The organism is Pararhodobacter sp. (assembly GCF_034676075.1).
Classification (GTDB): Bacteria; Pseudomonadota; Alphaproteobacteria; order Rhodobacterales; family Rhodobacteraceae; genus Pararhodobacter.
The window spans coordinates 1-26,775 of the sequence record NZ_JAUCCQ010000043.1; the positions used below are offsets into that span (position 1 = coordinate 1).

A 26,775-nucleotide genomic window follows, 5' to 3' on the forward strand; every position below is an offset into this window, starting at 1 on the left:
TCCAAGAGGATATGCCGCGAATCCCGCCCGCCCGAGAGGGGCAGCGCGATGGGTCCGTCCCAATCCTGCAGGAAGCGGCGGATGGCGGCGCGGGGCAGTTCGATGAAGCCCTCGACCGCCTGCTCGCGGCTCACGTCGAGCGTCTTCGGCGCCGCCGGGCCGCCGCTGATGCGCCCCTGCCCCGCCTGCCAGTCGAGCCGCCCGTCCGGGGGCAGGACCTTGATATGCATGTAGGGCGTGTCACCGCCGACGAAGAAGCCGACGCGGTGAAAGACCGCCATCGCCACCGGATCGACCTCTGCATCGGCGCCCGCTGCCAGCAACTGGAAGATCGAGGGCGAGACGCCGACCTGCCCGCCCTTCTGGTACACAAAGAGCGTGAAATAGCCCAAGGGATCGACCCGCGCCGTCAGCCGGTCGCCATCCCAGGCCCATTCGCCCCACAGCCCCCGCGGCCTCAGGTCGCCCGGCACCCGCATCCGGTGCCCGACCAGCGCCGAGGGCGTGCCTGCGAGCCGCGTCTCGCCGCGCTGATGGTCCAGGAACAGAAAGGGCGCCGACACCCCGGCATCGATCCAGGGTCTCGACTCGACCAGCGCCGCGCCGGGCACAGAAACGTCACGTGTCATACTGTCTTTCACTGCCCGATCCCGGATCTGGGGCGCCCCTCGCGCCGCCCGGGTGCCGTGCAAGGCTAGGCCTCGCGCCGCCTCCGGGCAAGCTGCCTCAGGCGCCGAAACCGCCGTAATTGCCGCGATGGAAGACCAGCGGCACGCCCCGCCGGTGCCGCGCCGCCAGCACCCGGCCGACGACGATGGCATGGTCTCCGCCTTCATGCACCGCCTCGCGCGCGCATTCGAACACCGCCAGGCAACCCGGCAGCACCGGCACGCCCTGCGCGTTGATCGCCACGCCCGGCAGGTCGAAATCATGCCCCTGCCGGGCGAAATGGCGGCCCAGCTCGAATTGTTCGGCGGCCAGCACATGGATCGCGAAATGCTCGGCCTCGACGAAAGCGTCGAAGCGGCGCGAGAAGCGGCCGGGCGACCACAGCACCAGCGGCGGCGCCATCGACAGCGAGGCAAAGGAATTGGCGGTGATCCCCAGGGGGCCGATCGCCGATTGCGCCGTGATCACCGTCACGCCGGTCGCGAATGCGCCCAACGCATCGCGGAATTCGCGTTCAGTACCCGGGCCGGGGACGAAACTGGGGGGCTCGGTCGGGTCGCTCATCCGCTCCGCGCGTGCAAAACTCATCGGGGTGTTCCTAGCCTGTCCTGCCCCCTGTTTACCAGTCAAAGAGGGCCAATTTACGGCAAGATAATCCGCCCGGCGCCGGGGTCGAGGCTGAGCGGCGCCTGCCGGGGCCCGGTCCTCGACAAGACCTGACCATTTGGTTAAGAAAGGGGCTTCCTTCGCGGCGGCGGTAGGTTTTGCAACTCAGGGTTGCAACGCCACCCCCGTCTTTATCACCCACGGACCCCTCATCATGCCCCGCAAGATCATCATCGACACCGACCCCGGACAGGACGACGCCGTGGCGATCCTGCTGGCTCTGGCCTCGCCGGAGCTCGAGGTGCTGGGCCTGACCTGCGTCGCGGGCAACGTGCCGCTCTCCCGCACCCAGCGCAACGCGCGGGTGGTCTGCGAACTGGCCGGGCGGACCGAGGTGAAGGTCTATGCGGGCTGCGACCGGCCGCTGTCGCGCCCCCTGGTCACGGCCGAGCATGTGCACGGCAAGACCGGCCTCGACGGCGCCGACCTGCCCGAGCCGGTGATGCCCCTGCAAGAGGGCAACGCGGTCGATTTCATCATCGAGACGGCGCGCGCCCAGGACGGGATCACGCTGGTGGCCATCGGGCCGCTGACCAATATCGCCACCGCCCTGCAGAAGGCCCCCGACATCGCCGCCCGGATCGACGAGCTGGTGATCATGGGCGGCGCCTATTTCGAGGTGGGCAACATCACCCCCACGGCCGAATTCAACATCTTCGTCGACCCGGAAGCGGCGGAGATCGTCTTCCGGTCGGGCGTCAGGCTGACCATCATGCCGCTCGACGTCACGCATAAGGTGCTGACCACCCGCCCCCGGATCGAAGCCTTCCGCGCCCTCGGCCCGGTGGGCGAGGTGGTCGCCGCCTGGACCGATTTCTTCGAGCGCTTCGACATGGAGAAATACGGCTCGGACGGCGCGCCGCTGCACGACCCCTGCACCATCGCCTGGCTGATCCGGCCTGAGCTTTTCTCGGGCCGGCAGATCAATGTCGAGGTCGAGACGCAATCAGCCCTGACGCTGGGCATGACGGTGGCCGATTGGTGGGGCGTCACCGACCGGCCGCGGAACGCCTTCTTCGTGGGATCCTGCGACGCGGACGGGTTCTATGCGTTGCTGACCGAGCGGTTGGGACGGCTCTGACGCGCGCGGTGCGTGCAAGCACGCACCCTACGGGGTGGTTCGCGGGATCGTCACCGACCGCGCGCCCCCTATAGGGTGGGATTTCATCCCACCACCTCCCTGCTCAGCCCTCCCGTAGGGTGCGTGCTCGCACGCACCACCCGCGCCCAGCCTCACCGCCGGTTGATCAGCACCAACCCCGCCACCAGCAGCACCAGCGCCACCGGCGTGACCCAGGTCACCGCCTCGCCCAGCACCAGCCAGCCCAGGAGCGCGCTCAGCACCGGGGTCAGGAAGCTGAAGCTCGCCACGGTCGAGGCATAATATTTCCCGATCAGCCAGAACCAGGTGACGAAGCCCAGGCACACCACGCCCACCGCCTGCACCACCAGCATCACCGCCTGCGTCAGATCGAACTCCCGCACCAGCGGCAGACCGAAAACCGGCGCCGTCGCCGTCAGCAGCACGGCCGAGACCGCCACCTGCCAGAAGATCTGCGCCTCGGCCGAGGCGGTACCGAACCGCGTCTTCCGCGACACGACCACCACACCCGCCCAGCACATGCCCGCGACAATGGCCGCCAGATCCCCCAGGATCCCGCCCTCGCCCGCGCCGCCGCGCCCGGCCACGGTCAGCACCACGCCCGAGAACCCCAGCGCGAAGCCGAGCGCCCGTTTCGGCGTCAGCCGCTCGCCCGGGAACAGGAAATGCGCGGCAAGCGCCAGCCAGATCGGCATCGCATAGAACAGGGACGAGGCCCGGACCACGCTGGTATGATCCAGCGCCAGGAACAGGAACAGGAACTCGCCCGAGAACAGGAGCCCCGCCAGCACCCCCACGCCCCATAGCTCCAGCCGCGGCGACAGCCCCCTGAGCCGCATCCAGAGCAGCAGGAACACCAGCGCCACGACCGACCGCACCCCGGCGAAGAACGCGGGCTGCAACCCCTCGTTTCCCAGCTTGATCAGCAGGTTGTTGGCGCCAAACAACAGGGCCAGCCCCAGCATGAGCCAGAAGCCCTGCGTGTCGAGCGGTCGGCGAGTGGGGATTGTCATGATTTCCTGCACAGGTTAAGGGCGCACAGGTAAGCCCCCGTGCCCGATGCGGTCAAGCCCCCCAAGCCCCGGCAGGAGAACGCCATGTCCACCCTTCGCGGCCCGCTTCTGATGGTCGCCGCCATGGCCGGCTTCGCCATGCAGGACGCGATCATGAAGGATCTCGTGACCCGCATTCCGCCGGGCATGGTCGCGCTCTGGCTCGGCATCGGCGGGGCGCTGGCCTTTTCGGTGGCGCTCTGGCGCAAGGGCGAGCCGCTCTTTGACCGCCGGGCGCTGAGGGGCGCGGCCCTCCTGCGCAACGCCTGCGAGACGGGGGCGGTCATCACCATCCTGCTTTCGGTGGCGCTGGTGCCGCTGTCCGTCATGTCCTCGATCCTGCAGGCGATGCCGCTGGCGGTCACGCTGGGTGCGGCGCTGTTTCTGGGCGAGAAGACCGGCTGGCGGCGCTGGACGGCGATCCTGGTGGGGTTCTTCGGCGTCATGCTGATCCTGCGCCCGGGGACCGTCGGTTTTGACGCCGCCGCCCTCGTCCCGCTCGCCGCGGTCTTCTTCCTGTCGACCCGCGACCTTGCCACCAAGCGCCTCGATTCCGGGATCTCGTCGCTGCAGGTCTCGGCCTGGGGCTTTGCCGCGGTCATCCCCGGCGGGCTCCTGCTGCTGGCGATGCGCGGCGAAAGCCTCGTGGTGCCCTCGGCGGGCGATGCGGCGCTGCTCACGCTCAACGTGGTGGTCGGCATGACCGCCTATGTCATGCTGGTCCTCTCGACCCGGACCGGCAATATCGCCACCACAACCCCCTTCCGCTACGCGCGGCTGGTCTTTTCCATGGGCCTGGGCGTGGTCCTGTTCGGCGAGCGCCCGGATATCTGGACCCTGACCGGATCGGTGGTGATCGTCGGCGCCGGGCTCTACACCTTGGTGCGCGAGATACAGCTCGGCCGCCGTCCGGTGCCGACCGCCGAGACCCCGACGCTGCCCTGAGACTTTGGCCTGAGCGTTAACGGCAGCGGTAACGGCCGGACGGCGCCCTTTCAACGTCCCCGGCCCTGCCGTATAGAGGCCCCAAGCAATCACCAAGGGGCCCGCCATGACCACCATTCTCGACATCATCGGCCGCGAGATCCTCGACAGCCGGGGCAACCCGACGGTCGAGGTCGACGTGATCCTCGAAGACGGCTCGATGGGCCGCGCGGCGGTGCCCTCGGGCGCCTCGACCGGGGCGCATGAGGCCAACGAGCGCCGCGACGGCGACAAGGCCCGCTACATGGGCAAGGGCGTCCTGCATGCCGTGGCCGCCGTGAATGGCGAGATCGCCGAGATGCTGGTCGGCACCGATGTCACCGAACAGGTCGGCATCGACCGCGCGATGATCGAACTCGACGGCACGCCGAACAAGGCCCGCCTCGGTGCCAATGCCATCCTCGGCGTCTCGCTCGCCTGCGCCCGTGCCGCGGCCGAGGCCTGCGCCCAGCCGCTTTACCGCTATGTCGGCGGCACCTCGGCGCGCCTCCTGCCGGTGCCGATGATGAACATCATCAACGGCGGCGAACACGCCGACAACCCCATCGACATCCAGGAATTCATGATCATGCCGGTCAGCGCGGACAACATCCGCGACGCGGTGCGCATGGGCTCGGAAGTCTTCCACACGCTGAAAAAGGAACTGACCGCGGCTGGCCTCTCCACCGGCCTCGGCGACGAAGGTGGCTTCGCCCCGAACCTGTCTTCGACCAAGGCCGCACTGGACCTGATCCTGAAATCCATCGAGAAAGCGGGCTACAAGCCCGGCGAGGACATGTATCTCGCCCTCGACTGCGCCTCGACCGAGTATTTCAAGGGCGGCAAGTACGAGATGGTGGGCGAAGGCCTGTCGCTGACCTCGGAAGAAAACGCCGAGTATCTGGCCAAGCTCTGCGCCCAATATCCGATCATCTCCATCGAGGACGGCATGGCCGAGGATGACTGGGACGGCTGGAAGATCCTGACCGACAAACTGGGCGGCAAGGTGCAACTGGTGGGCGATGACCTCTTCGTCACCAACCCGCGCCGTCTGGCCGAAGGCATCAAGGCCGGCGTCGCCAACTCGATGCTGGTCAAGGTCAACCAGATCGGCACGCTGACCGAGACGCTGCAGGCCGTCGAGATGGCGCATCGCGCGCGCTATACCAACGTCATGTCGCACCGCTCGGGCGAGACCGAGGATTCGACCATCGCCGACCTCGCCGTCGCCACCAATTGCGGGCAGATCAAGACCGGCTCGCTGGCCCGCTCGGACCGGCTGGCCAAGTACAACCAGCTGATCCGCATCGAGGAAATGCTGGGCGACGTGGCCGAATACGCTGGCCGCTCGATCCTCAAGGCCTGAGACCCCAAGGGGTTTGCGGTGGCGGCGCGGTCCCTCAGGGGGAGCCGCGCCGTCTGCGTTTTGGCGGCGAGCCAAGACCGGGAAGGGTGAGGAATTCCTTTCCGCGCCGGAAGATTTTTCCTGACAATTTGAGGGGTTAAACGGGAATTAACGCCGCCATGCCTAGGCTGGAAGGGCAACCAGACTCGAGGTTCTCTTCAAGCCAGAGGTTTATCCAGAGGTTCATCATGACCAGCGTCCTGTCTCCCGTCGCTCCTCCCGGGTCCTTCGCGCGTGACGCTCTGACCACCCTGCTCAGCGCCGTGCCCCGCACCGCGGCCCCCGTCGCCAAGGTGGAAAGCGCCCGCGCCGTGAAACCCGTCGATGTGGCCCCCCGCCCGGAATTGCCGCGCAACCCAGCCGAGCGTGAACGCCCCGTCGGCCCGCCCCCCTCGTTCGAGATCAATGTGTTGCAGGACATCCGCACCCGGCTGGCCGAACCGCAACCGAGCCTCGCCCCCGGCAGCGACGATCCCGCCCCGGCCGAGGCCACGACCGACAGCGCCAGCGAGCAGGCCGAAGCGCCGTCAGCCCCCGATCCCGCGCTCCGCCCCACCGGGACCGAGGCCGAGCCCGTGCATCTCCTCGACTGGAAGGTCTGAACGGCCGCGAATCGCCCGTAGGATGGGCAGTATTGCCCATCCTACCCGACGCCCGCACAAAAGGACCGGCGCGTCGGGAGGGAACGCGCCGGTCGCAGGTGGGAGCGGCCCCCCGAGGGCCACCCGGTTTATGCCGCCGCGCGCCCTATTCCGCGGCCCTTGCCATCGGGTTGTTCGGATGCGCCGTCCAGTCGCCGTGCTCGGCCGGGACGACCTTGCCGGTCCGCTCGTCCATCGCCCCCGGCGCCACCTTCTCCATGGTGATGCAATCCTCGACCGGGCAGACATTGACGCACAGGTTGCAGGCCACGCATTCGGCGTCATTGACCTCGAACACCCGCCCCGGCTTCATCCAGATCGCCTGATGCGAGGTATCCTCGCAAGCCGCATAGCAGCGCCCGCAGGAGATGCATTTATCCTGGTCGATCTTGGCCTTGGTCACGTAGTTCAGGTTCAGATACTGCCAGTCGGTAACATTCGGCACCGCGCGGCCCACCACCGCCTCGACCGAGGACAGGCCCTTGCGGTCCATCCACAGGGACAGGCCCGCCGTCATCTCCTTGATGATCCCGAAACCATAGGTCATGGCCGCCGTGCAGACCTGCACATTGCCCGCCCCCAGGGACAGGAATTCCGCCGCATCGCGCCAGGTGGTGACACCGCCGATGCCGCTGATCGGCAGGCCGCGGGTCTCGGCGTCGCGGGCGATCTCGGCCACCATGTTCAGCGCGATGGGCTTCACCGCCGGGCCGCAATAGCCGCCATGCGTGCCCTTGCCGTCGATCGTGGGTTCGGGCGCGAAATCATCCAGATCGACCGACGTGATCGAATTGATCGTGTTGATCAGGCTGACCGCATCCGCCCCGCCCCTGAGCGCCGCCCGCGCGGGCAGGCGGACATCGGTGATGTTCGGCGTCAGCTTCACGATCACCGGCATCCGCGTGTTCTGCTTGCACCAGCGGGTGATCATCTCGATCAGGTCGGGGTTCTGGCCCACCGCCGCGCCCATGCCGCGCTCGGACATGCCATGCGGGCAGCCGCAGTTCAGCTCGATCCCGTCGGCGCCGGTTTCCTCCACGAGGGGCAGGATCGCCTTCCACGCCTCCTCGACACAGGGCACCATCAGCGAGGCGATCAGCGCCCGGTCGGGATAATCGCGCTTCACCGCCTTCATCTCGCGCAGGTTCACCTCCAGCGGCCGGTCGGTGATCAGCTCGATGTTGTTCAGCCCCAGAAGCCGCCGGTCAGCGCCCCAGATCGCGCCATACCGCGGTCCGTTCACGTTGACGACGGGCGGCCCGGCCTCGCCCAAAGTCTTCCACACCACCCCGCCCCACCCGGCCTCGAAGGCGCGGCGGACGTTGTATTCCTTGTCCGTGGGCGGCGCCGAGGCCAGCCAGAACGGGTTCGGCGATTTGATGCCGACGAAAGTCGAAGTCAGGTTGGCCATCTCAGCTCTCCTGTGACGCGATCAGCGTTGCGTATTCCGCCAGAAGCGGGCCGAAGGCCTCGTTCGGCGGGAAGCTCTCGTATTTGTGGGGCGCCGGGGTTTCGGCCCAGGGCAGGCGCTCAGCGGTGCAGGTCTCGACGAAGGGCACGAAGCGCGAGGGATCGTCCAGCATCACCGCCCGCACGTTGAGGAAGGGCGCGCCCTCGATCCGGGTGAAGACCCAGCTGAGGCACTCGGGGCAATGGCTGTGCTGCAGCGCCGGGTTCTTCATGCCGCCGAGGACCGGCTCGCCCGCCAGAACCTCGAACCCCTCGACCGGGACCATGAGCGTGGTGGAAAAGGCGCTGCCCGACATGCGCTGACAGCCCCGGCAATGGCAGGCGGCGGTGGCGATGGGCTGGGCCGTCACCCGAAACCGCAGCGCGCCGCAGCGGCAGCCCCCTTCGGCTGGCAGCACATAGGGGCGAAAGACCGGCCCGCTCATGGGCACAGCGCCCGATGGATATCCAGCGCCGCATCGCGCCCCTGCGCCACGGCGGTGACGGTCAGATCCTCGCCCCCGGCGGCGCAATCGCCCCCGGCCCAGACCCCGGTGACCGAGGTGCGCCCGGCGGTGTCGATGACGATCTTGCCGCCCTCGGTCTTCAGCGCCTCGGGCTGGCCCTCCAGCGTCTGGCCGATGGCCTTGAACACCTGATCGGCCTTCAGGGTGAAGGTCTCGCCGGTCTTCTCCAGCCCCTTGGGACCACTGCGCGTATAGGCGAAGGTCACGCCCGCGGCGGTGATCTCGACCGGCATGGCGTTGGTGAGGATGCTCACCCCCTCGGTCGCGGCATGGTCGAGTTCGTAATCCGAGGCCGACATCGCCTCGCGGTCGCGGCGATAGACGATGGAGACATGCTCGGCGCCCAGCAGGCGCGATTGCACGGCGGCATCGACCGCCGTCATGCCGCCGCCGATCACCACCACGTTGCGGCCGATGTGCAGTGCGGCCTTGTCCTCGGCCTGGCGCAGTTCCTCGATGAAATCCACGGCGTCGCGCACGAAGGGCAGCTCCTCGCCCGTCACCCGCAGCGCGTTCACGCCCTGCAGACCGATCCCCAGGAACACCGCATCGTACTCGGCCTTGAGCCCGTCGAGCGTCAGCCCGGCGCCCAGCGCCTGCCCGGTCTTCACCGTGATGCCGCCGATGCGCAGCAGCCAATCGACCTCGGCCTGGGCGATGCCATTCGCGGCCTTGTAGGCGGCGATGCCGTATTCGTTGAGGCCCCCGGCCTTGGGCCGCGCGTCATAGAGCGTCACCGCATGCCCCAGCATCGCCAGCCGATGCGCCGCCGACAGCCCCGCTGGCCCGGCGCCGATCACGGCCACGGTCTTGCCGGTTTCCGGCGCGCAGGTGAAGGGATGCTCGTTGGCCAGCAGCAACCCGTCGGTGGCATAGCGCTGCAGGCGCCCGATCTCGACCGGGTTGCCCTCGGCCTCGTTGCGCACGCAGGCGCCTTCGCAGAGCGTCTCGGTCGGGCAGACCCGGGCACACATGGCGCCGAGGATGTTCTGCGACAGGATGGTGCGCGCGGCGCCGTCCGGCTGGCCGGTCTGGATCTGCCGGATGAACAGCGGAATGTCGATCGCCGTCGGACAGGCCGTGATGCAGGGCGCATCATGGCAGAAGTAACAGCGGTCGGCGGCCACGCGGGCCTCGTGATCGTCCAGGATCGGATAGAGATCGTCGAAATGCGCGGCGAGCGTCGCATCGTCCAGACGCCCGGCCACAATGCCGTCGGTCTGCGGGGAATTCGTCACGGGCTACCTCCCGGGTTGGCTGTGCGAAGGCCCCCAGCTTGCCACGGATCGAAATTTTATCAACGGGTAAAATTTTGAAATCGACCGAGCGACGCGATTTGCCCAGGCAACGGGCAATCTGGCGCGGCGGTGGGATGAAATCTCACCGTACCGGGTCGAGGCGTAGGGTGGGATTTCATCCCACCACGGCGCCCCTCAGGCCAAAGCCTCGTCCAGCAACCGCTCCAGCGCCGCGCGCGGCACGTCGCCGGTCACGAAACTCTCGCCGATCCCCCGCGCCAGGATGAAGCGCATCGCCCCGTCCTGCACCTTCTTATCCTGCGCCATCAGCGCGATCAGCCCCTCGCGCCCCGGCAACGCGCCCGGAATGTCCGAGAGCTTCCGCTTCATCCCCATCCGCGCCAGATGCTCGGCCACCCGCTCGGGCGCCTCCTGCGAGCAGAGCCCCAGCTTCGCCGACAGGTCAAACGCCAGCAGGCAGCCGATCGCCACCCCTTCCCCATGCAGCAGCCGGTCGGAATAGCCCGTCGCCGCCTCCAGCGCATGGCCGAATGTATGGCCCAGATTGAGCAGCGCCCGGTCCCCCTGCTCGGTCTCGTCGCGCTCGACCAGATCGGCCTTCATGCGGACCGCGTGGCGCACCGCCTCCTGCCGCAGCGCCTTGTCGCCCGCCGCCATGGCCGGGGCGTTACCCTCAAGCCATTGAAAGAACGCGGCATCGCCCAGAAGCCCGTATTTCACCACCTCGCCGTATCCGGCCAAGAAATCCCGCCCCGGCAGCGTGTCCAGCGCGTCGATGTCGCACAAGACCAGCGAGGGCTGGTGGAACGCCCCCACCAGATTCTTGCCCAAAGGCGAGTTGATCCCGGTCTTGCCCCCCACCGAACTGTCGACCTGCGCCAGAAGCGAGGTCGGCACCTGCACGAAGCGCACGCCCCGGCGCAGCACGGCGGCGGCAAAGCCGACCAGATCGCCGATCACCCCGCCGCCCAGCGCCACGACCATGTCGCCGCGCTCGACCTTCTGGGCGATCAGCCATTCGACGACCTGTTCCAGATAGCGCCAGCTCTTGGTCCCCTCGCCCGGCGGCAGGATCAGCGCCTCCATGGCGACGCCCCCGGCCTCCAGCCCCGCACGGAACCGCGCGAGTTGCGCGGCGGCGACCGTCTCCTCGGTCACCACGGCGACCCGGGGACGGCGCAGCAAGGGCGCGATCTCGGCCCCCGCCCGGTCGATCAGCCCGGGGCCGACCCGCACGGTATAGGACCGCTCGCCCAGGTTCACCCGCACGTCGTCAATCTTGCTCATGGCTTTCCCGGCAGCTCTGAGACCGACAGGACATCGGGACGCCAAGCCAGCGCCTCGACCACCTTTTCGGCCGTTGTTTCAATGGCATAATCGGCGGTCGTCGCCACGATCAGATCGGCCTCGGCATAGGCGGGCTCGCGCGCTGCCATCAGCTCGGCCAGCGTCCGGTAGGGATTGGCGGTCTTCAGCAGCGGCCGCGTGTCCTTGCGCCGCACCCGGGCCCAGAGCGTATCGAGATCCGCCTTCAGCCAGACCGAGACGCCGTAATCGCTGATCCGCCGCCGCGTCTCGGCGCGCAGGAACGCCCCGCCCCCCACCGACAGGACGCAGGGCTCGCCATCCAGCAGGCGGGCGATGACCTGCGCCTCCTTGTCGCGAAAGAAGGCCTCGCCGTCGCGGGCGAAGATCTCGGCGATGGTGGCATTCGCCGCCTTCTCGATCTCGGCATCGGAATCGAGGAAGGGCACGCCCAGCACCGCCGCCAGCTCCTTGCCGACAGCGGATTTGCCGGCGCCCATCATGCCGACCATCACGACGGTCTTCTTCAACCTCGGCTTCATCGGCGATTCCCTGCCGCCCTCCCCCAGGCGGATCACAAGCTGGCGATTTTTCGCTGCGCGCCCCTGAATGGCGTGAACTCGCGCCGAGTTCCAGTTATAAATCACCGCGAACGGTCGCGGCACGTCAGCGCGACCGACGAAACAAAGAGACGAGGACCGAGCCCCCATGCCCCGATACGACGACGGCCCTGGATTTTTTGGTTACCTGTTCCGCCTGGTGGTGGTTCTGGTGCTGGTCGGCGGCATCGGCTTTGTCGCCTTCGCCTATTTCGGTGACCTGAGCCACCCGCCGGAACCGCGCAGCCTGCCCGTCGATCTGCGGCTGGGCTGAGCCATCATGCGCAGGCGTTCCCTTTCCAGACCCGAATCACCCCGCCGGACGGCCGGGGGAACCGGGCCGTGGCTGGCACTGGCCCTGATGGTGGCCAGTCCGCTCGCCGCGCAGGAGGTGACGCCGCTTTCCGCCATCGACTGGCTGCGCCGCGGCCAGAACGCGGGCGAGCCCGGCGCCTATCCGGTGACGCCGCCGCTGACCGCGCGGGATGTGGCGATCTCGGTGCGCGCGCTCGATGCGCTCAGGCCCGAGGCCGTGGGCCTTTTCCCCGCCGCGCGCGTGGGGCTGCCCGCCACGCTCTGGGGTCCGACGCCCGCGCGCACGCTCGCCGATCTGATCAACGACCTGCCCGCCGACATGCTGCCCGCGCTGCGGGACCTGTCGCACCGGCTGCTGCTGGCCGAGTTCAACGCCCCCCTGCCCGGCACGACCCCCGCCGCGGCGCCCGATTTCCTGCTGGCCCGGATCGACAAGCTGGTCGAATTCGGCGCCCTCGATCAAGCGGCGGCGCTGCTCGACACGCTCGATTCGCCGGTCCCGATCCTGCGGCTGCGGCGCTTCGACATCGCGCTTCTCCTGGGCGACGAGGACCGCGCCTGCACCACGATCACCGGCAACGAGCCGCCGATCGAGGATGACGCGGCGCTGATCTTCTGCCTGGCCCGCGCGGGCGATTGGGAGGGGGCGGTGGCCCGGCTCGACGCAACCCTGGCCGAGCATCGCATGGCCCCCTATCTGGCCGAGCTCCTCACGCAATTCCTGCATGACGAGGAAACGCTCGAAGGTTCGCCCACGCTGTTGCCGCCGCCGCCCGGCACGCCCGATCCCCTGACCTGGCGCCTGCGCGAGGCGGTGGGCGATGCCCAGCCCTCGCTGGGGATGCCGGTGGCCTATGCCCATGCCGATCTGCGCGGATTGCAGGGCTGGCGCAGCCAGATCGAGGCGGCCGAGCGGCTGACCCGGGTCGGCGCCCTCTCGCCCAACCGGCTGCTGGGCCTTTATACCGAGCGCCGCGCGGCCGCCTCGGGCGGGATCTGGGAGCGGGTCAGCGCCATCCAGCGCCTCGACACCGCGCTGCGCGCCGGCGACGCCGAGGCCGCGGGCCCCGCCCTGCTGGCCGCCTGGCCGCTGGTGCAGGCGGGCGAGCTGGAGGTGGCGATGGCCGCGCTCTTCGCCCAGCCGCTCAGCCAGCTGACCCTGACCGGCGAGGCGCAGGCGCTGGCCTTCCGCATCGGGCTGCTGTCCCCGGAATACGAAACCGTGGCGCTGGGCCTCGACACGGCGACCGCCGATCCCGCCAGCCGCTTCCTCGCCGCCATCGCCCGCGGCCTCGACCCGGCCGAAAGCCGCGGCGCCCTGCCCGGCGAACTGGCGGGCGCCGTGGCGCTCGCCTTCGGCGCCGAACCGCCGCTGCCGCCCGAGATGGCCGAGCGTCTGGCGCAGGGCCGTCTGGGCGAGGAAATCCTGCGCATCCTCAACGCGCTGGGCGGCCCCGGCGACCCGCGCCTGCTGGCCGAAGGCCTGAGCGCCCTGCGCGCCCTCGGGCTCGAGGACATCGCCCGGCGCACGGCGCTGGAAAGCCTGCTCCTCGAACGGAACGGCTGATGGCCTGCCCGCCCGACCCGCGCGCGATCTCGACCTTTCTCGAGGCCATCGCCGCCGAGAACGGCGCGGCCCGCAACACGCTGCTGGCCTATGGCCGGGACCTGATGCACGCCAGCGACTGGTTCGCCAGCCAGTCCTCAAGTCTCGCCGCCGCCGACCGCGAGGGGGTTGAGGGCTATCTCGTCGCGCTGGACGCCGAAGGCCTGTCGCGCTCCACCCGCGCCCGACGGCTGTCGGCCCTCAAGCAATTCTACCGCTTCGCCTATGACGAGGGCTGGCGGACCGACAACCCGACCCTGCGCATTGACGGCCCCGGCCGCAGCCAGCGCCTGCCCGGCACGCTGAGCGAGGCCGAGGTCACCCGCCTTCTGGATACCGCCCGCGACCATGGCCCCGATGCCGCGACCCGGGCCCGCAACGCCTGCCTCTTTGAGCTGCTCTACGCCACCGGCCTGCGCGTCAGCGAACTGGTCAGCCTGCCCGATGCGGCGCTGCGCGGCGCACCCGAGATGGTCATGGTCCGCGGCAAGGGCGGCAAGGACCGGCTGGTGCCTTTGTCCGATCCCGCCCGCACGGCGACCGCAATCTGGCTCGACCACCGCGACCGGGCCGAGGCTGCGGCCCGCAAGCGCGGCCAGCCGCCCTCGCGCTTTCTGTTCCCCGCCAAGGGGGCCGAGGGCCACCTCAGCCGCATCCGCTTTCACGGGCTGGTCAAGGAAATCGCCCTCAAGGCCGGGCTCGACCCCGCCCGCGTCAGCCCGCATGTGCTGCGCCACGCCTTCGCCACGCATCTGCTGGCGGGCGGCGCCGACCTCCGGGTGATCCAGACGCTGCTGGGCCACGCCGACCTCGGCACGACCGAGATCTACACCCATGTCCTGGACGAACGCCTGCGCCAGCTGGTCATGGACCACCACCCGCTGGCCAAGGAGTAACGGACCGGGGGGCCGGCGACGACACGGTGCGTGCAAGCACACACCCTACCCGTCGCCCCCGGGGGACCCTGCCCGTCCATCGCGAGGTCCCCATCCACCCCGTAGGGTGCGTGCTCGCACGCACCGCCACCCGCCCTAGGGTGGGATTTCATCCCACCCCTCACCCGATCCTCACGGCAAGAACACCATCTCCCGCATCATCACCGCCCGATAGATCGCGTCGAAGCCGCGGTTCACCGGCAGCCCCGCGGCACTCTCCTCAACCGGCCCCGTCACCACCAGCCGCAACAGCGCCATCCCGCGCGGCCCCCGCCGCGCCTCGACCTCGACACCGCCGCCCAGCATCGTGGCGAAACTCGCTCCGGCGCCCGTAACCCCCTCCTGCCAGAGCCGCTCCACCCCCTCGACCAGCCCGTCCAGCGGCTCGCGCTCGGGCCAGTTCAGGCTCAGGACCAGCGCCGCCGTCGCCTCGGCCCCCGTCGAAAAATCCGCCAGCAGAAGCGAGTGCCAGAGCAAGACCGAGCCGCCCGCCCCTTCCCCGGTCAGCGCCGCCACCGGGTCGCCTGTCGACAGCGCCAGGGCATCGGGCAACAGATAGGCCCTGAGCAAGACCCCGCGATCCAGCCCGTCCAGCAGGCCGACCATCGCCGCCATCAGCGGCTCGTCGCGCGCCGAGGCCGCCCCGGCCCCCTGCAAGGCGCCGAGCATCGGCCAGGTGCTGCCGTGGCGCAGCAGATCCCCCTCGACCTGCACCCGCGACGACCGGCCGAGCGGCCCGCGGAACGGATCGGCCGGGGCGCGCGCCGCCAGATCCATCCGCCCGTCGGCGCCGACCGCCAGCGCCGCGACCCCGTTCTCGGTGGCGGGGGCGTAGCCGTGGGCCTCCAGCGCCGCGGGCACCCCGGCGGCCACGCCCGGCGCCAGCCGGTAGACCCCGCCCAGCAGGGGCGGCGCCCCGTACAGGATCACCTGCTCGATATCGGCCGGGGCAAAGCCGACCCGCGACCGCCACTCAGCGGCGGGAAAACCCAGCGCCTCGACCAGCGTTCCGGGCGGCATGGCCCGCGCTGCGCTGACCGTCTCCGCGGGCAACCGGCCGCCCGGCGCGGGCCCGGGCAGGCCCCGGGCCGCGGCCAGATCGCCAAAGCCGATCTCGGCGCCCGACACGCCAGGCGTGACCATCAGTGCCGGGATCTGGTGCAACAGGGCGCGAAAGGCCGCCGTATCGGACGCGGTATCCGAACGGCCGAAGAAGCCGGAGGCGGCGTCATCGGCGCCGGCGGACAGCGGCAGGATCAGACTCAGGGCCAGAACAAGGGAAAACGGGCGCATGAAAGACCTCTGGGGGGAATAAAAGCCCCAGCCTGCCAAACCCCACGCGCCCGGGCAAGCGCCTCAAGCGCGGCGCAGCGCTGCCGTCATCACGCCCATGCCGACCAGCGCCACGCCCCCCGCCCGCGACAACCCGGCGATGACCCCGGGCCGCCCGATCTTTGTCCGCATGCGGTCAGCCAGCAGCGCATAGGCCAGCGTGTTGAGACCGGCGAGGCCGACGAAGGTGGCGATCAGGATGGCGAATTGCGGCAGGAGCGGCGCCACCGGATCGACGAATTGCGGCACGAAGGCCACGAAGAAGGCGATGCTCTTGGGGTTCAGCGCCGTGACCAGCGCCGCATGGCCGAAGACCGCGCGGGCGGGCAAGGCGGTCGTCTCGGCCAGAGCGCCCAATGCCGCGCCGCTGCCCGCGCTGCGCCAGAGCTGCACGCCCAGATAAACCAGATAGACCGCGCCCACCCATTTCAGCACCGTGAACAGCGTGGCCGAGGCCAGGACCAGCGCCCCCAAGCCCATCAGCGAGGCGCTCATCGCGAGGAAATCCCCCAGCGTGACTCCGGCAACCGTGGCCAGCGCCACCCGCCGTCCCTGGCTCAGGGCGTAGCTCAGGATCAACAGGACCGTCGGCCCCGGGATGAGCAGAAGGACGACCGAAGCGGCGACGAAGGCAAACCAGAGATGCAGATCCATGAGGGGCTCCTGTACAGGCCCCCAGCAAAGACAGAACCGCAGGCGTCCCGCAAGAGCCAACGCGCCGCTCCCGCGCCCAGAGACAGGCGCCGGTCCGGTCGGCCGGAAAAAAGGGCAGTGTGGGACTTTCTTGCGATTTCCCTAACGACGACCATCAAGCCCTTGAAATCGCTGAACGCGACTTCCTGTCCCACGCGTGGGACACCGGGGCCGAGGGGCGCAAGAATCGGGTTCCCACCCCGCCCGGCCCGCGCTATCACCCGGCCATGGCCAAGCTCTATTTCCACTATTCGACCATGAACGCCGGCAAGTCGACGATCCTCTTGCAGGCCGCCCATAACTACCGCGAGCGGGGGATGGAGCCCTATCTCGTTACCGCCCGCTTCGACAACCGGGCGGGCGAGGGAAAGATCGGCTCCCGCATCGGCATCGCCGCGCCCGCCGACACCTTCGAACCCGGCGAGGATCTCTATGCCAAGATCGCGACCCGCCTGCAGACCGGCCCCTGCGCCTGCATCTTCATCGACGAAGCGCAGTTCCTGTCGAAGGAGCAGGTCTGGGACCTCGCCCGCACCGTCGATGATCTGGGCGTGCCGGTAATGTGCTACGGGCTCCGGGTGGATTTCCAGGGCCAGCTCTTCCCCGGCTCCGCCGCCCTCCTCGCGCTCGCCGACGAGATGCGCGAAGTCCGCACCATCTGCCATTGCGGCCGGAAAGCGACGATGGTGATCCGCCAGGATGCCGAGGGCCACGCGATCAGGGAAGGCGTGCAGGTCCAGATCGGCGGCAACGAAACCTATGTCTCGCTCTGCCGCAGACACTGGCGCGAAGCGATGGGCCGCTGACCCTCGCCCGCAGCGAGGCAAGCGGGGGGCCAGCCCCCCGCACCCCCCGGGATATTTGAGGCGCAAAGAAGGGCGCGGCCCCCTTCTTTCTCATCTTTGTTCTGAAAATATCCTCGGGGGATTTTCAAGGGGGCCCGAGGGTCCCCTTGAAGCGGGGGGCGCGGGGGGCGGCAGCCCCCCGCCCTTCGCGTTCTCTGGGGGCGGCAGCCCCCCGGTTCCGGTCGTCCGAGGGAACCGAGGGCGAAACCCCTCGCCGGTCAGGCGTTGAACAGGAAATGCAGGACGTCGCCGTCCTTGACCTCGTAGGTCTTGCCCTCGACGCGGAACTTGCCCGCTTCCTTGGCCCCGGCCTCGCCCTTGCCCGCGACGTAATCGGCATAGGCGATGGTCTCGGCCCGGATGAAGCCCTTCTCGAAATCGCCGTGGATCACGCCCGCCGCCGCCGGGGCCAGCGTCCCCTTGTGGATGGTCCAGGCGCGGGCCTCTTTCGGGCCGACGGTGAAATAGGTCTGCAGGCCCAGAAGGTCGTAGCCCGCGCGGATCAGCCGGTCGAGACCCGCCTCTTCCAGCCCCATCTCGCCCAGGAACATCTCGGCTTCCTCGGCGTCGAGCTGGCTGATCTCTTCCTCGATCCGGGCCGAGATCACCACCACGCCCGCGCCCTGCGCCTTGGCCATTTCCTCGACCCGGGCGGTCTGGGCGTTGCCGCTAGCGGCCGAGCTTTCCTCGACGTTGCAGACATAGAGCACCGGTTTCGAGGTCAGCAGTTGCAGCATCCGCCAGGCCTTCTGGTCGTCGTCCGAGACGCTGACCGACCGCGCAGGCTTGCCGTCTTCCAGCGCCTTCTGTGCCACCGCCAGCAGGCGGTCCTGATCGGCGGCTTCCTTGTCGTTGCCCTTCAGCTTCCGCGCGAGGTTCGCCCGGCGCCGCTCGATCGATTCCAGATCGGCCAGCATCAGCTCGGTCTCGATGGTCTCGGCATCGGCCACCGGGTCGATCCGGCCCTCGACATGGGTGATGTCGCCGTCTTCAAAACAGCGCAGCACATGGGCGATGGCGTCGCATTCGCGGATATTGGCCAGGAACTGGTTGCCCAAGCCCTCGCCCTTCGACGCGCCGCGCACGAGGCCCGCGATGTCGACGAAGGTCATCCGCGTCGGGATGATCTGCTTGGAGCCGGCAATCGCCGCCAGCGTATCGAGCCGCGCGTCCGGCACCGCCACCTCGCCCACATTGGGCTCGATGGTGCAGAAGGGGAAGTTCGCGGCCTGCGCCGCCGCCGTCCTGGTCAGCGCGTTGAAGAGGGTCGACTTGCCGACATTCGGCAGACCCACGATGCCCATCTTGAAGCCCATCATTCCCTCCGGCGCCACATTCGCGCCGCTTCTAGGGCGAAGGCGCCCGGCGGGCAAGCCTCAGAAGGGTTTCACCACCACGACCCAGAGAATGGCGATGACGCCGATCACGCTGACCTCGTTGAAGATGCGCAGGAAGCGGTCGCTTTCGCGAAACTCGCCGCGGCGGGCGCGGGCCAGCATCCGGCCGGTCCAGACGTAGTGCGCGGCCAGCAGCAGGACGAGGGTGATCTTCAGATGCGTCCAGGGCGCGAAGCTCCAGACCGACCAGGCCAGCCACAGCCCGGTCAGCGCGGCGATGATCCCGAGGCCCGAGGAGAAGCGGTAAAGCCGGAAGGTCAGCTCGCCGATCTGCGTCGGCGCGCCCTCGGCGGCAGCCCGCTTCCAGTAGATGAAGGCGCGCGGCACGGCGAAGATGGAGGTCATCCAGCCCATGACGCAGAGAATGTGAATGATCTTGACCCAGTCCATGCGTCCCTGATGCCTTGCCCGGCTTCGGCGTGCAAGGGGTCAGCGTGCGGTAAACACCGACCAGCCGGTGCGTTCCGCCAGCCGCTCCAGCGCCCGCGAGGCCAGCAGGGAATTGCCGACATTGTTCAGCCCCGGCGACCAGCAGCCGATGGAGGCCTGCCCCGGCGCCACCGCCAGGATCCCGCCGCCGACGCCGCTTTTCCCAGGCAGACCGACGCGGAAGGCGAATTCGCCCGACCCGTCGTAATGCCCGCAGGTCAGCATCAAGGCGTTGATCTGCCGCGCCATGCGCGAGGAGACGGCGCGCGGCCCATGCGGCGCGAGCCGCCCGTCGAAGGCAAGAAAGCGCCCGGCCCGGGCCAATTGCCGCACCGACATGGCGATGGCGCAATGGTGGAAATAGACGCCCAGCACCTTGGCCGGCTCGCCGCTGAGGACGCCATAGGCGCGCATGAAATTGGCCAGCGCCACGTTGCGAAAGCCGGTCTCCTGTTCGGATCGCGCCACTGCCGGGTCGATGGTGATATCGTCGTCGCCCGCCAGATATTGCAGGAAGCGCAGGATCTCGCCCAGGGCCTCGCGCGGGGCGTAGGACGACAGCAGCGCATCGGTCACGGCGATGGCGCCCGCGTTGATGAAGGGGTTCCGGGGGCGCCCCTTCTCGTATTCCAGCTGGACGATGGAATTGAAGGGATCGCCCGAGGGCTCGCGCCCGACCCGCTCCCATACCCGTTCGCCATGCCGCCCCAGGGCCAGCGCCAGGGTAAAGACCTTGGACACGCTCTGGATCGAGAACGGCACTTCGGTATCGCCCGCGGCGATCACCCGCCCGTCGGGCAGGGCCAGCGCCAGGCCGAACTGGCCGGGACTCACGCGGGCCAGTTCGGGGATGTAATCGGCAACCTGACCGCGCTCGGTCTCGGCCGCCATGTCGGCGGCGATTTCGGTGACGATCATCGGCAGGTCAAGTTCGCTCATCGGGCGGTGATACGCCAGAGGCGGGCCGCTGGCCACGGGATTTCCTTGCCAGCCGCCCTGCCCCGCCGCAGGCTGGCGGCAAAGCCGGAGGATCCCATGCCCCTACATCCCTATATCCATTTCCAGGGCACCTGCGCCGAGGCGCTGGCCTTTTATGCCGGGGTGTTCGGTGCCCCGCCCGCCAAGGCGATGCGCTACAACGAGGTCCCCGGTGCCGGGTTCGACAGCGCCCGCATCATCCATGCCCAGTTGGAGATCGCAGGCGGAATCCTGATGGCCTCGGATTTCCCCGAGGGGGTCGAGGGCGATCCGCAGAAGGCGGTGACCATCACCGCCACACTGCCCAGCGTCGAGGAAGCCCGCGCCCGCTATGACGCGCTGTTACAGGGCGGCGATGTGATCCATGCGTTCGGGCCCAGCTTCTTCTCCGAGGGGTTCGGGATGCTGCGCGACCGCTTCGGCACCCATTGGATCGTGATGAAGGAGAGCGCGGGCCTGCGCTGAGGCCTTGATTTCCCCCTCGGCTCCGTGCGAGGCCTGTCACGCAATTCACGGGGGGCCCCATGACCAGGATCGACGACACTTTCGCCCGTCTCAAGGCCGAGGGGAAAAAGGCATTCGTGGCCTATATGATGGGGGGTGACCCCGACGAGGCGACCTCGCTGGCGGTGATGCAGGGCCTGCCGGGCGCGGGCGTCGACATCATCGAGCTGGGCATGCCCTTCACCGATCCGATGGCGGATGGGCCGACGATCCAGCGCGCCGGTCAACGGGCGCTCGACGGCGGGATGACCATGGACAAGGTGCTGGCCATGGTCCGCGCCTTCCGCAAGGGCGATGCGACCACCCCCATCGTGCTGATGGGCTATTACAACCCGATCTATGCCCGGGGCGTCGACCGCTTCCTGAGCGAGGCCACCGAGGCGGGGATCGACGGGCTGATCGTCGTCGACCTGCCGCCCGAGGAAGACAGCGAGCTTTGCCTGCCGGCGCAGGCGGCGGGGATGAACTTCATCCGTCTCGCAACCCCCACCACCGATGGCAAGCGCCTGCCGACCGTGCTGCAGAACACCTCGGGCTTCGTCTATTACGTCTCGATCACCGGGATCACCGGGGCGGCCGCCGCGCAGGCGGGCGATGTCGCGCCGGAAGTGGCGCGGATCAAGGCGGCGAGCGACCTGCCGGTCATCGTCGGCTTCGGCATCACCACGCCCGATCAGGCCCAGGCCATCGCCAGCGTCGCCGATGGCTGCGTCGTCGGCTCGGCCATCGTCAAGGAAATCGGCGAGGGCAAGCCCGTGGCCGATGTCCTGTCCTTCGTCGCCTCGCTGGCCGAGGGGGCGCATCGGGGCTGACCCGGGGCCTTTTCGACAAGGGTCGCTGCAGGGCCAGAGCGCCCGGGCTGACGCCGTTTCCGGCGCCGCCCCGGGTCACGTTTTGCCGGTCCGGGGATCGCGCGCTTGCTTTCTTGGCGAAATGCTGTACACTAGAGGGGCTAGTTACGCCGACCCGCACCCTGTCTCCTTCACCGGCTTCAGTCTGCTATTCGTACTGACCAAGCCGGGCTGCCGCATGTCGTGGGCAGCAATCTAATTGAAGGAGTCTCACGATGGCCAAAGGCACCGTGAAATGGTTCAACGCCACCAAGGGTTTCGGTTTCATCCAGCCGGAAACCGGGTCGAAGGACGTGTTCGTCCACATCTCGGCGGTCGAGCGTGCGGGTCTGACCCAGCTCGCCGACGGTCAGAAAGTGACCTTCGAGATCGAGACCAGCCGTGACGGCCGCGAGTCGGCCCGCGATCTCGCTCTTGCCTAAATCGCGCCGCGCGGGGACGCCCGGCAAGGGCCCCGGCGCGACGGGAAAGACCGGATCCGGGACGCCAGCGTCCCGGGTCTCGGCCGAATTTCTGCGTGGGCTCAGCCAGCCGGTTCTGGCGCCGCACGACAAGACGGCTGCGGCGGCCCGTGAGATCGTCTCGGCCGATGCGCGCAAGCGCGTCGAACGCAGCGCCGCGCTGAAAGCGGCCCGTCTGGCCCGCGACGCAGGCCTTCCGCCCCCCGGGGACGACGACTAGCGCCTGAACGATCCAGAGTTTCCGCCGCCCGCCCCGGTGCTTCGCGCATCGGCAAGGGTCGGTCCGGAGGGAGAAGCGGCGGGGCCAACCCCGCCGCTTTTCCATGCCCCAGGGCCTTCGCCGCGTCACCAAACCGTCACCGGCCTGTCGCCTGCCCGTTTCATCCCGCCGCCATGGTCCGCGCGAGCATTGACTCGCAACCCAAGGACTCAAGGTAGCCCGATGACCGACAAAACCCGCCTTTCCGCTGACGAATGGGATGAAGCCAACTTCCCGCGTCCCGCCGAGACCGAGTTCGACCGCGTGGTCGAGCGCGCGCTGAGCCGCCGGGGCTTCCTGGGCGGTGTCGTGGCGCTGGGCTCGGGCGCGGCGGCGATGGGGCTGGGCGTGCTGAGCCCGCGCGCGGCGCTGGCCTCGACCACCGCGCGCTTCCCCTTCACGCCGATCGACGCGCAGACCGACGAAGCCGTGCACGTGCCGCAGGGCTACCGCGCCCGGGTGCTGGCCCGCTGGGGCGACGCGCTCTTCTCGGACGCCGAGGGTTACGATCTGGCCGAGGGCGGCCCGGCAGCCGCGTCGGACCGCATCTTCGGCGAGAACACCGACGGGATGGAGAGCTTCGCCTTCCGCGGCCACGAGCTGATCGCGGTGAACCACGAATACACCAACAACGACATCAACCTGCCCGCCGCCCAGGACGGCGTTCCGGCCAATGCCGAGGACGTGCTGAAGCTGCAGAACCTGCAGGGCGTCACGGTGATGGAGATCGCCGAGGACGAAAACGGCTGGTCGGTGGTCAAGGACAGCCCCTTCAACCGCCGCATCCATCACAACACGCCGATGGTTCTGGCCGGTCCCGCCGCGGGCCATGCGCTGCTGCAGACCTCGGCCGATCCCGAAGGCCTCAACCCGCTGGGCACGCTGAACAATTGCGGCTCGGGCAAGACGCCCTGGGGCACCTACCTGACCTGCGAAGAAAACTTCAACGGCTATTTCGGCGCCAATGGCGAGCTGCCCTCGGACGAGACGCTGGCCGCGGGCTATACCCGCTACGGCATCAGCGCCGAAGGCTGGGGCTATGATTACCACAAATGGGACGCGCGCTTCGACGTCGCCGCCAACCCCAACGAACCCCATCGCCACGGCTGGGTGGTCGAGATCGACCCGACCGACCCGCAATCGACCCCGGTGAAGCACACCGGCCTCGGCCGCTTCAAGCACGAGAACGCCGAAGTCGTCCTGGCCCGCGACGGCCGTGTCGTGGTCTATATGGGCGATGACGAGCGGGGCGAGTTCCTCTATCGCTTCGTCTCGAACGGCGTCTACACCCCCGGCGGCTCGACCGAGGGGCTTCTGGACGACGGCCAGCTGTCGGTCGCCCGGTTCAACGAGGACGGCACCGGCGAATGGCTGGACCTGACGCCCGAATCGACCGGGATGGAGATGGCCGAGATGCTGGTCTTCGCCCGCACCGCGGGCTCGCGGGTCGGCGCCACCACCATGGACCGCCCCGAGTGGATCTCGGTCAACCCCTACGCGGTCGAGGCCTATTGCTGCCTGACCAACAACACCCGCCGCGGCACCCGCCCGAACGCGGGCGGCGACGAGACCCCGGTCGGCGGCCCGAACCCCCGCGCCGAGAACCAGTACGGCCAGATCGTCCGCTGGTTCCCGCATGACGACGACCACGCTGCCGCCCGCTTCGACTGGGACCTCTATGTCATGGCCGGCAACCCGGCGGTGCATTCGGACGCCTATGCCGGTTCGCCCAACGTGACGGCGGGCAACATGTTCAACGCGCCCGACGGCATGGCCTTCGATTCGACTGGCCTGCTGTGGATCCAGACCGACGGCGAGGATTCGAACGAGGGCGATTTCGCCGGTCAGGGCAACAACCAGATGCTGGCGGGCGACCCGGTCTCGGGCGAGATCGCGCGCTTCCTCACCGGGCCCAAGGGTTCCGAGGTGACGGGCCTCTGCTGGTCGACCGACCGCCGGACCATGTTCGTCGGCATCCAGCACCCGGGCGGCAGCTGGCCGGACGGCTCGGGCCTGCCGCGCTCGTCCATCGTGGCGGTGACGCGCGAGGATGGGGCGATGGTGGGATGAAATCCCACCCTACGCCCTGACCGCAGCGTCGGCGCAGAAAAGGACCGGGCCCCAGCGATGGGGCCCGGTTTGCTTGTGGGTCGGTGGATGGTGCGTGCGAGCACGCACCGCGCCCCCCGTAGGGTGGGATTTCATCCCACCCCGGCAAGCCCTCAGAGACCCGCGCCCTCGTCCACGCCCAGCATCAGGTTCAGGTTCTGCACCGCCGCGCCCGAGGCTCCCTTGCCGAGGTTGTCGAGCACCGCGATCAGCGTCGCCTCGCCGGTCTTCGGATTGCCATGGACCGACAGCTCCAGCCGGTTGGTGCCATTGAGCCGCTCGGGCCAGACCCGCGGCTCATCCACCGAAGCCTCGACCACGGCAACAAACCGCGCCCCGGCATAGGCCGCGCGCAGCGCCTCCTCGGCCGCTTTCATCCCGGCCTCGCCCAGATCGCGCATATGGACGGCCACCGCCATCCCCTGCGCATACTGGCCAACCGAAGGCACGAAAACCGGCACCGTGGACAAAAGCCCATGCGCCTGGATCTCGGGCAGGTGCTTGTGGCCCTGCGCCGCGGCATAGAGGAAGGACCCCTTGACCTCGCCCGACTCATATTCGGCGATCATCGACTTGCCGCCGCCGGTATAGCCCGACACGCCGGAAATCGACGGCGGCGCGGCCGGGTCGATCAGCCCGGCCTGCACCAAGGGCCGGATCAGGGCGATGGCACAGGTAGACCAGCAGCCGGGGTTCGAGACCCGCGTCGCACCGGCGACCAGGGCGCGCTGGCCCTCGGCCATCTCGGGGAAGCCGAAGATCCAGTCCGAAGCCACGCGATGCGCTGTCGAGGCGTCGATCAGCCGCGTGCCGTAAGGCTCGGCCAGCGCCGCGGCTTCCTTGGCCGCGTCATCGGGCAGGCAGAGGATCGCCACATCGGCCTCGGCCAGTGCCTCGCGCCGCGCCTCGGGATCCTTGCGTCGTTCGGCCGCAACCTGCACCAGCGTGATGTCGTCCCGGGTCTGCAGCCGCTCGCGGATCTGCAGCCCCGTGGTGCCGACTTCCCCATCGATGAAGACCTTGTGCGCCATGGCGGATTCCTTTGTTCAGGCACTGTGAGATAGGGCAAACTGGGCAACGGGGCAAGCATCGCGCAGCGCCGCTCCCAGCCTTGCGAGCCGCCTGTAACAACGGTAAGAAAACTTGACCAATCCGAGGGGGAACCATGAGCGCCATCACCACCATCGAGGACCTGCACCAGATCTACCGGCGCCGCGCCCCGAAGATGTTCTACGATTATTGTGAATCCGGCAGCTGGACCGAACAGACCTTCCACGAGAACAAATCGGACTTCCAGAAGATCCACCTGCGCCAGCGGGTGGCGGTGGACATGTCGAACCGGACGACCGAAAGCACGATGATCGGGCAGAAGGTGGCGATGCCGGTGGCGCTGGCGCCCGTGGGCCTGACCGGCATGCAGCACGCCGATGGCGAGATCCTGGCGGCCAAGGCGGCCGAGGCTTTCGGGGTGCCCTTCACGCTTTCCACCATGTCAATCTGCTCGATCGAGGATGTGGCCGCGCATACCAGCAAACCCTTCTGGTTCCAGCTCTATGTGATGAAGGACGAGGATTTCGTCCGCCGCATCATCCAGCGCGCCAAGGACGCGGGCTGCTCGGCGCTGGTGCTGACGCTGGACCTGCAACTGCTGGGCCAAAGGCACAAGGACCTGAAGAACGGCCTCTCGGCGCCGCCGAAACTGACGCTGCCGACGATGGTGAACCTGGCGACGAAATGGCGCTGGGGCATGGGCATGCTGGGCACCAAGCGACGCTTCTTCGGCAATATCGTGGGGCACGCGCAGGGCGTCGGTGACCCCGCCTCGCTCGGCGCCTGGACTGCCGAACAATTCGACCCGCAGCTCGACTGGGGCAAGATCGAGAAACTGCGCGACCTGTGGGGTGGCAAGCTGATCCTGAAGGGGATCAACGACCCCGAGGATGCGGTGATGGCGGCCAAGATCGGCGCCGATGCCATCACCGTCTCGAACCACGGCGGGCGGCAACTCGATGGCGCGATCTCGTCGATCCGCATGCTGCCCTCGATCCTCGACGCGCTGCAGGGCGATACGGAAGTGCATCTCGACAGCGGGATCCGCACCGGCCAGGACGTGCTGAAGGCGCTGGCCCTGGGGGCAAAAGGCACGATGATCGGCCGCGCCTTCGTCTATGGGCTGGGGGCGATGGGGCAGGAAGGCGTCCGCAAGGCGCTGGAGATCCTGCATATGGAACTCGACAAGACCATGGCGCTCTGCGGCGAGCGCGACGTGAAGGCGCTGGGCCGCCACAACCTGATCCTGCCGCAAGGCTTCGCCGATCCGACCGCGGTGATCTGAGAAAACCCAGGGGTTTCGCCCTCGTTGCCCGCTGCCGCGGGCGCCTCGGGCGACCAGCGGCGCGGCGTGCCGCCGCGCCGAAGAAGGGG

General features: G+C 68.8%; 28 protein-coding genes. 14 read left to right on the forward strand and 14 right to left on the reverse strand.

Annotated features, from left to right (window positions below; all coding sequences use genetic code 11):
• Together VDQ18_RS12875 and VDQ18_RS12880 are read right to left on the reverse strand one after the other, a co-directional pair.
• On the reverse strand, positions 1–629 hold a 629-nt coding region (locus VDQ18_RS12875; protein ID WP_323021341.1), incomplete at its 3' end, for a hypothetical protein.
• Between the two features lie 97 nt (positions 630–726).
• Positions 727–1,257: a flavin reductase family protein gene (locus tag VDQ18_RS12880; protein ID WP_323021342.1), complete on the reverse strand. Its 531-nt coding sequence runs from the start codon at positions 1,255–1,257 to the stop codon at positions 727–729.
• 229 nt (positions 1,258–1,486) lie between these two features.
• On the opposite strand from VDQ18_RS12880, the gene VDQ18_RS12885 reads away from it, so the two are divergent.
• Entirely contained in the window at positions 1,487–2,416 is a 930-nt protein-coding gene (locus VDQ18_RS12885) for a nucleoside hydrolase (protein ID WP_323021365.1), read from the forward strand.
• 152 nt (positions 2,417–2,568) lie between these two features.
• Here VDQ18_RS12885 and VDQ18_RS12890 read toward each other — a convergent pair whose 3' ends face one another.
• A complete protein-coding gene (locus tag VDQ18_RS12890; RefSeq protein WP_323021343.1) occupies positions 2,569–3,450 on the reverse strand; it encodes a DMT family transporter in 882 nt (293 codons plus the stop codon).
• An 84-nt stretch (positions 3,451–3,534) separates the two neighbouring features.
• Here VDQ18_RS12890 and VDQ18_RS12895 point away from each other — a divergent pair, with 84 nt between their 5' ends.
• The 3 genes from VDQ18_RS12895 to VDQ18_RS12905 all read left to right on the forward strand — a co-directional run bounded on the left by VDQ18_RS12895 (position 3,535) and on the right by VDQ18_RS12905 (position 6,459).
• Entirely contained in the window at positions 3,535–4,434 is a 900-nt protein-coding gene (locus VDQ18_RS12895; protein ID WP_323021344.1) for a DMT family transporter, read from the forward strand.
• A 106-nt stretch (positions 4,435–4,540) separates the two neighbouring features.
• Positions 4,541–5,818: a phosphopyruvate hydratase gene (eno, locus tag VDQ18_RS12900; protein WP_323021345.1), complete on the forward strand. Its 1,278-nt coding sequence runs from the start codon at positions 4,541–4,543 to the stop codon at positions 5,816–5,818.
• Positions 5,819–6,045: 227 nt separating this feature from the next.
• Positions 6,046–6,459 carry a hypothetical protein gene (locus VDQ18_RS12905; RefSeq protein WP_323021346.1) on the forward strand — a complete coding sequence of 138 codons (414 nt, stop codon included), beginning with the start codon at positions 6,046–6,048 and terminating at the stop codon, positions 6,457–6,459.
• A 145-nt stretch (positions 6,460–6,604) separates the two neighbouring features.
• On the opposite strand, the gene preA is transcribed toward VDQ18_RS12905, so the two are convergent.
• From preA to VDQ18_RS12930, 5 genes are all read right to left on the reverse strand, one after another.
• A complete protein-coding gene (gene preA / locus VDQ18_RS12910; RefSeq protein ID WP_323021347.1) occupies positions 6,605–7,909 on the reverse strand; it encodes an NAD-dependent dihydropyrimidine dehydrogenase subunit PreA in 1,305 nt (434 codons plus the stop codon).
• 1 nt (position 7,910) lies between these two features.
• Positions 7,911–8,393 carry a GFA family protein gene (locus VDQ18_RS12915; protein WP_323021348.1) on the reverse strand — a complete coding sequence of 161 codons (483 nt, stop codon included), beginning with the start codon at positions 8,391–8,393 and terminating at the stop codon, positions 7,911–7,913.
• The gene (locus VDQ18_RS12920; protein ID WP_323021349.1) at positions 8,390–9,712 is read right to left on the reverse strand and encodes an NAD(P)-dependent oxidoreductase; all 1,323 of its coding nucleotides are present in this window, start codon (positions 9,710–9,712) and stop codon (positions 8,390–8,392) included. Before VDQ18_RS12920 ends, VDQ18_RS12915 begins: the two co-directional genes overlap by 4 nt.
• Positions 9,713–9,907: 195 nt before the next feature.
• On the reverse strand, positions 9,908–11,020 hold the full coding sequence (aroB, locus tag VDQ18_RS12925) for a 3-dehydroquinate synthase (RefSeq protein WP_323021350.1): 1,113 nt from the start codon (positions 11,018–11,020) through the stop codon (positions 9,908–9,910).
• Entirely contained in the window at positions 11,017–11,580 is a 564-nt protein-coding gene (locus tag VDQ18_RS12930) for a shikimate kinase (RefSeq protein ID WP_323021351.1), read from the reverse strand. The genes aroB and VDQ18_RS12930 overlap by 4 nt, the downstream gene beginning before the upstream one ends.
• A 166-nt stretch (positions 11,581–11,746) precedes the next feature.
• On the opposite strand from VDQ18_RS12930, the gene VDQ18_RS12935 reads away from it, so the two are divergent.
• The 3 genes from VDQ18_RS12935 (at position 11,747) to VDQ18_RS12945 (ending at position 14,454) form a co-directional block, all read left to right on the forward strand.
• The gene (locus VDQ18_RS12935) at positions 11,747–11,911 is read left to right on the forward strand and encodes a hypothetical protein (protein ID WP_157958023.1); all 165 of its coding nucleotides are present in this window, start codon (positions 11,747–11,749) and stop codon (positions 11,909–11,911) included.
• Positions 11,912–11,998: 87 nt separating this feature from the next.
• Entirely contained in the window at positions 11,999–13,519 is a 1,521-nt protein-coding gene (locus VDQ18_RS12940) for a hypothetical protein (protein ID WP_323021352.1), read from the forward strand.
• The gene (locus VDQ18_RS12945) at positions 13,519–14,454 is read left to right on the forward strand and encodes a tyrosine recombinase (protein ID WP_323021353.1); all 936 of its coding nucleotides are present in this window, start codon (positions 13,519–13,521) and stop codon (positions 14,452–14,454) included. Before VDQ18_RS12940 ends, VDQ18_RS12945 begins: the two co-directional genes overlap by 1 nt.
• A 171-nt stretch (positions 14,455–14,625) precedes the next feature.
• Here VDQ18_RS12945 and VDQ18_RS12950 read toward each other — a convergent pair whose 3' ends face one another.
• Together VDQ18_RS12950 and VDQ18_RS12955 are read right to left on the reverse strand one after the other, a co-directional pair.
• The gene (locus tag VDQ18_RS12950) at positions 14,626–15,786 is read right to left on the reverse strand and encodes a hypothetical protein (protein ID WP_323021354.1); all 1,161 of its coding nucleotides are present in this window, start codon (positions 15,784–15,786) and stop codon (positions 14,626–14,628) included.
• Positions 15,787–15,849: 63 nt separating this feature from the next.
• Positions 15,850–16,479 carry a LysE family translocator gene (locus VDQ18_RS12955; protein ID WP_323021355.1) on the reverse strand — a complete coding sequence of 210 codons (630 nt, stop codon included), beginning with the start codon at positions 16,477–16,479 and terminating at the stop codon, positions 15,850–15,852.
• Positions 16,480–16,745: 266 nt separating this feature from the next.
• Here VDQ18_RS12955 and VDQ18_RS12960 point away from each other — a divergent pair, with 266 nt between their 5' ends.
• The gene (locus VDQ18_RS12960) at positions 16,746–17,324 is read left to right on the forward strand and encodes a thymidine kinase (protein ID WP_323021366.1); all 579 of its coding nucleotides are present in this window, start codon (positions 16,746–16,748) and stop codon (positions 17,322–17,324) included.
• A 257-nt stretch (positions 17,325–17,581) separates the two neighbouring features.
• Here the strand turns inward: VDQ18_RS12960 and ychF are convergent, their stop codons facing one another.
• Genes ychF through VDQ18_RS12975 form a run of 3 tightly spaced genes read right to left on the reverse strand, consistent with a single transcriptional unit; the run spans position 17,582 to position 20,128 of the window.
• The gene (gene ychF, locus VDQ18_RS12965) at positions 17,582–18,679 is read right to left on the reverse strand and encodes a redox-regulated ATPase YchF (RefSeq protein WP_323021356.1); all 1,098 of its coding nucleotides are present in this window, start codon (positions 18,677–18,679) and stop codon (positions 17,582–17,584) included.
• A gap of 60 nt (positions 18,680–18,739) precedes the next feature.
• Entirely contained in the window at positions 18,740–19,150 is a 411-nt protein-coding gene (locus VDQ18_RS12970) for a CopD family protein (RefSeq protein ID WP_323021357.1), read from the reverse strand.
• A gap of 39 nt (positions 19,151–19,189) precedes the next feature.
• On the reverse strand, positions 19,190–20,128 hold the full coding sequence (locus VDQ18_RS12975) for a glutaminase (RefSeq protein ID WP_323021358.1): 939 nt from the start codon (positions 20,126–20,128) through the stop codon (positions 19,190–19,192).
• Between the two features lie 96 nt (positions 20,129–20,224).
• Here VDQ18_RS12975 and VDQ18_RS12980 point away from each other — a divergent pair, with 96 nt between their 5' ends.
• From VDQ18_RS12980 to VDQ18_RS13000, 5 genes are all read left to right on the forward strand, one after another.
• Positions 20,225–20,632 carry a VOC family protein gene (locus VDQ18_RS12980; RefSeq protein WP_323021359.1) on the forward strand — a complete coding sequence of 136 codons (408 nt, stop codon included), beginning with the start codon at positions 20,225–20,227 and terminating at the stop codon, positions 20,630–20,632.
• 59 nt (positions 20,633–20,691) lie between these two features.
• The gene (trpA, locus tag VDQ18_RS12985) at positions 20,692–21,483 is read left to right on the forward strand and encodes a tryptophan synthase subunit alpha (RefSeq protein WP_323021360.1); all 792 of its coding nucleotides are present in this window, start codon (positions 20,692–20,694) and stop codon (positions 21,481–21,483) included.
• A gap of 254 nt (positions 21,484–21,737) precedes the next feature.
• Positions 21,738–21,944 (forward strand): cold-shock protein, encoded by a 207-nt coding sequence (locus VDQ18_RS12990; protein WP_107752201.1) that lies wholly within the window; start codon positions 21,738–21,740, stop codon positions 21,942–21,944.
• Positions 21,937–22,203: a hypothetical protein gene (locus VDQ18_RS12995; RefSeq protein ID WP_323021361.1), complete on the forward strand. Its 267-nt coding sequence runs from the start codon at positions 21,937–21,939 to the stop codon at positions 22,201–22,203. Before VDQ18_RS12990 ends, VDQ18_RS12995 begins: the two co-directional genes overlap by 8 nt.
• Before the next feature lie 222 nt (positions 22,204–22,425).
• Positions 22,426–24,312 carry a PhoX family phosphatase gene (locus VDQ18_RS13000; RefSeq protein WP_323021362.1) on the forward strand — a complete coding sequence of 629 codons (1,887 nt, stop codon included), beginning with the start codon at positions 22,426–22,428 and terminating at the stop codon, positions 24,310–24,312.
• Positions 24,313–24,464: 152 nt separating this feature from the next.
• On the opposite strand, the gene argC is transcribed toward VDQ18_RS13000, so the two are convergent.
• The gene (argC, locus tag VDQ18_RS13005; RefSeq protein WP_323021363.1) at positions 24,465–25,382 is read right to left on the reverse strand and encodes an N-acetyl-gamma-glutamyl-phosphate reductase; all 918 of its coding nucleotides are present in this window, start codon (positions 25,380–25,382) and stop codon (positions 24,465–24,467) included.
• 134 nt (positions 25,383–25,516) lie between these two features.
• Between argC and VDQ18_RS13010 the strand changes: the two genes are divergently transcribed.
• A complete protein-coding gene (locus tag VDQ18_RS13010) occupies positions 25,517–26,686 on the forward strand; it encodes an alpha-hydroxy acid oxidase (protein ID WP_323021364.1) in 1,170 nt (389 codons plus the stop codon).
• Positions 26,687–26,775: the final 89 nt, after the last annotated feature.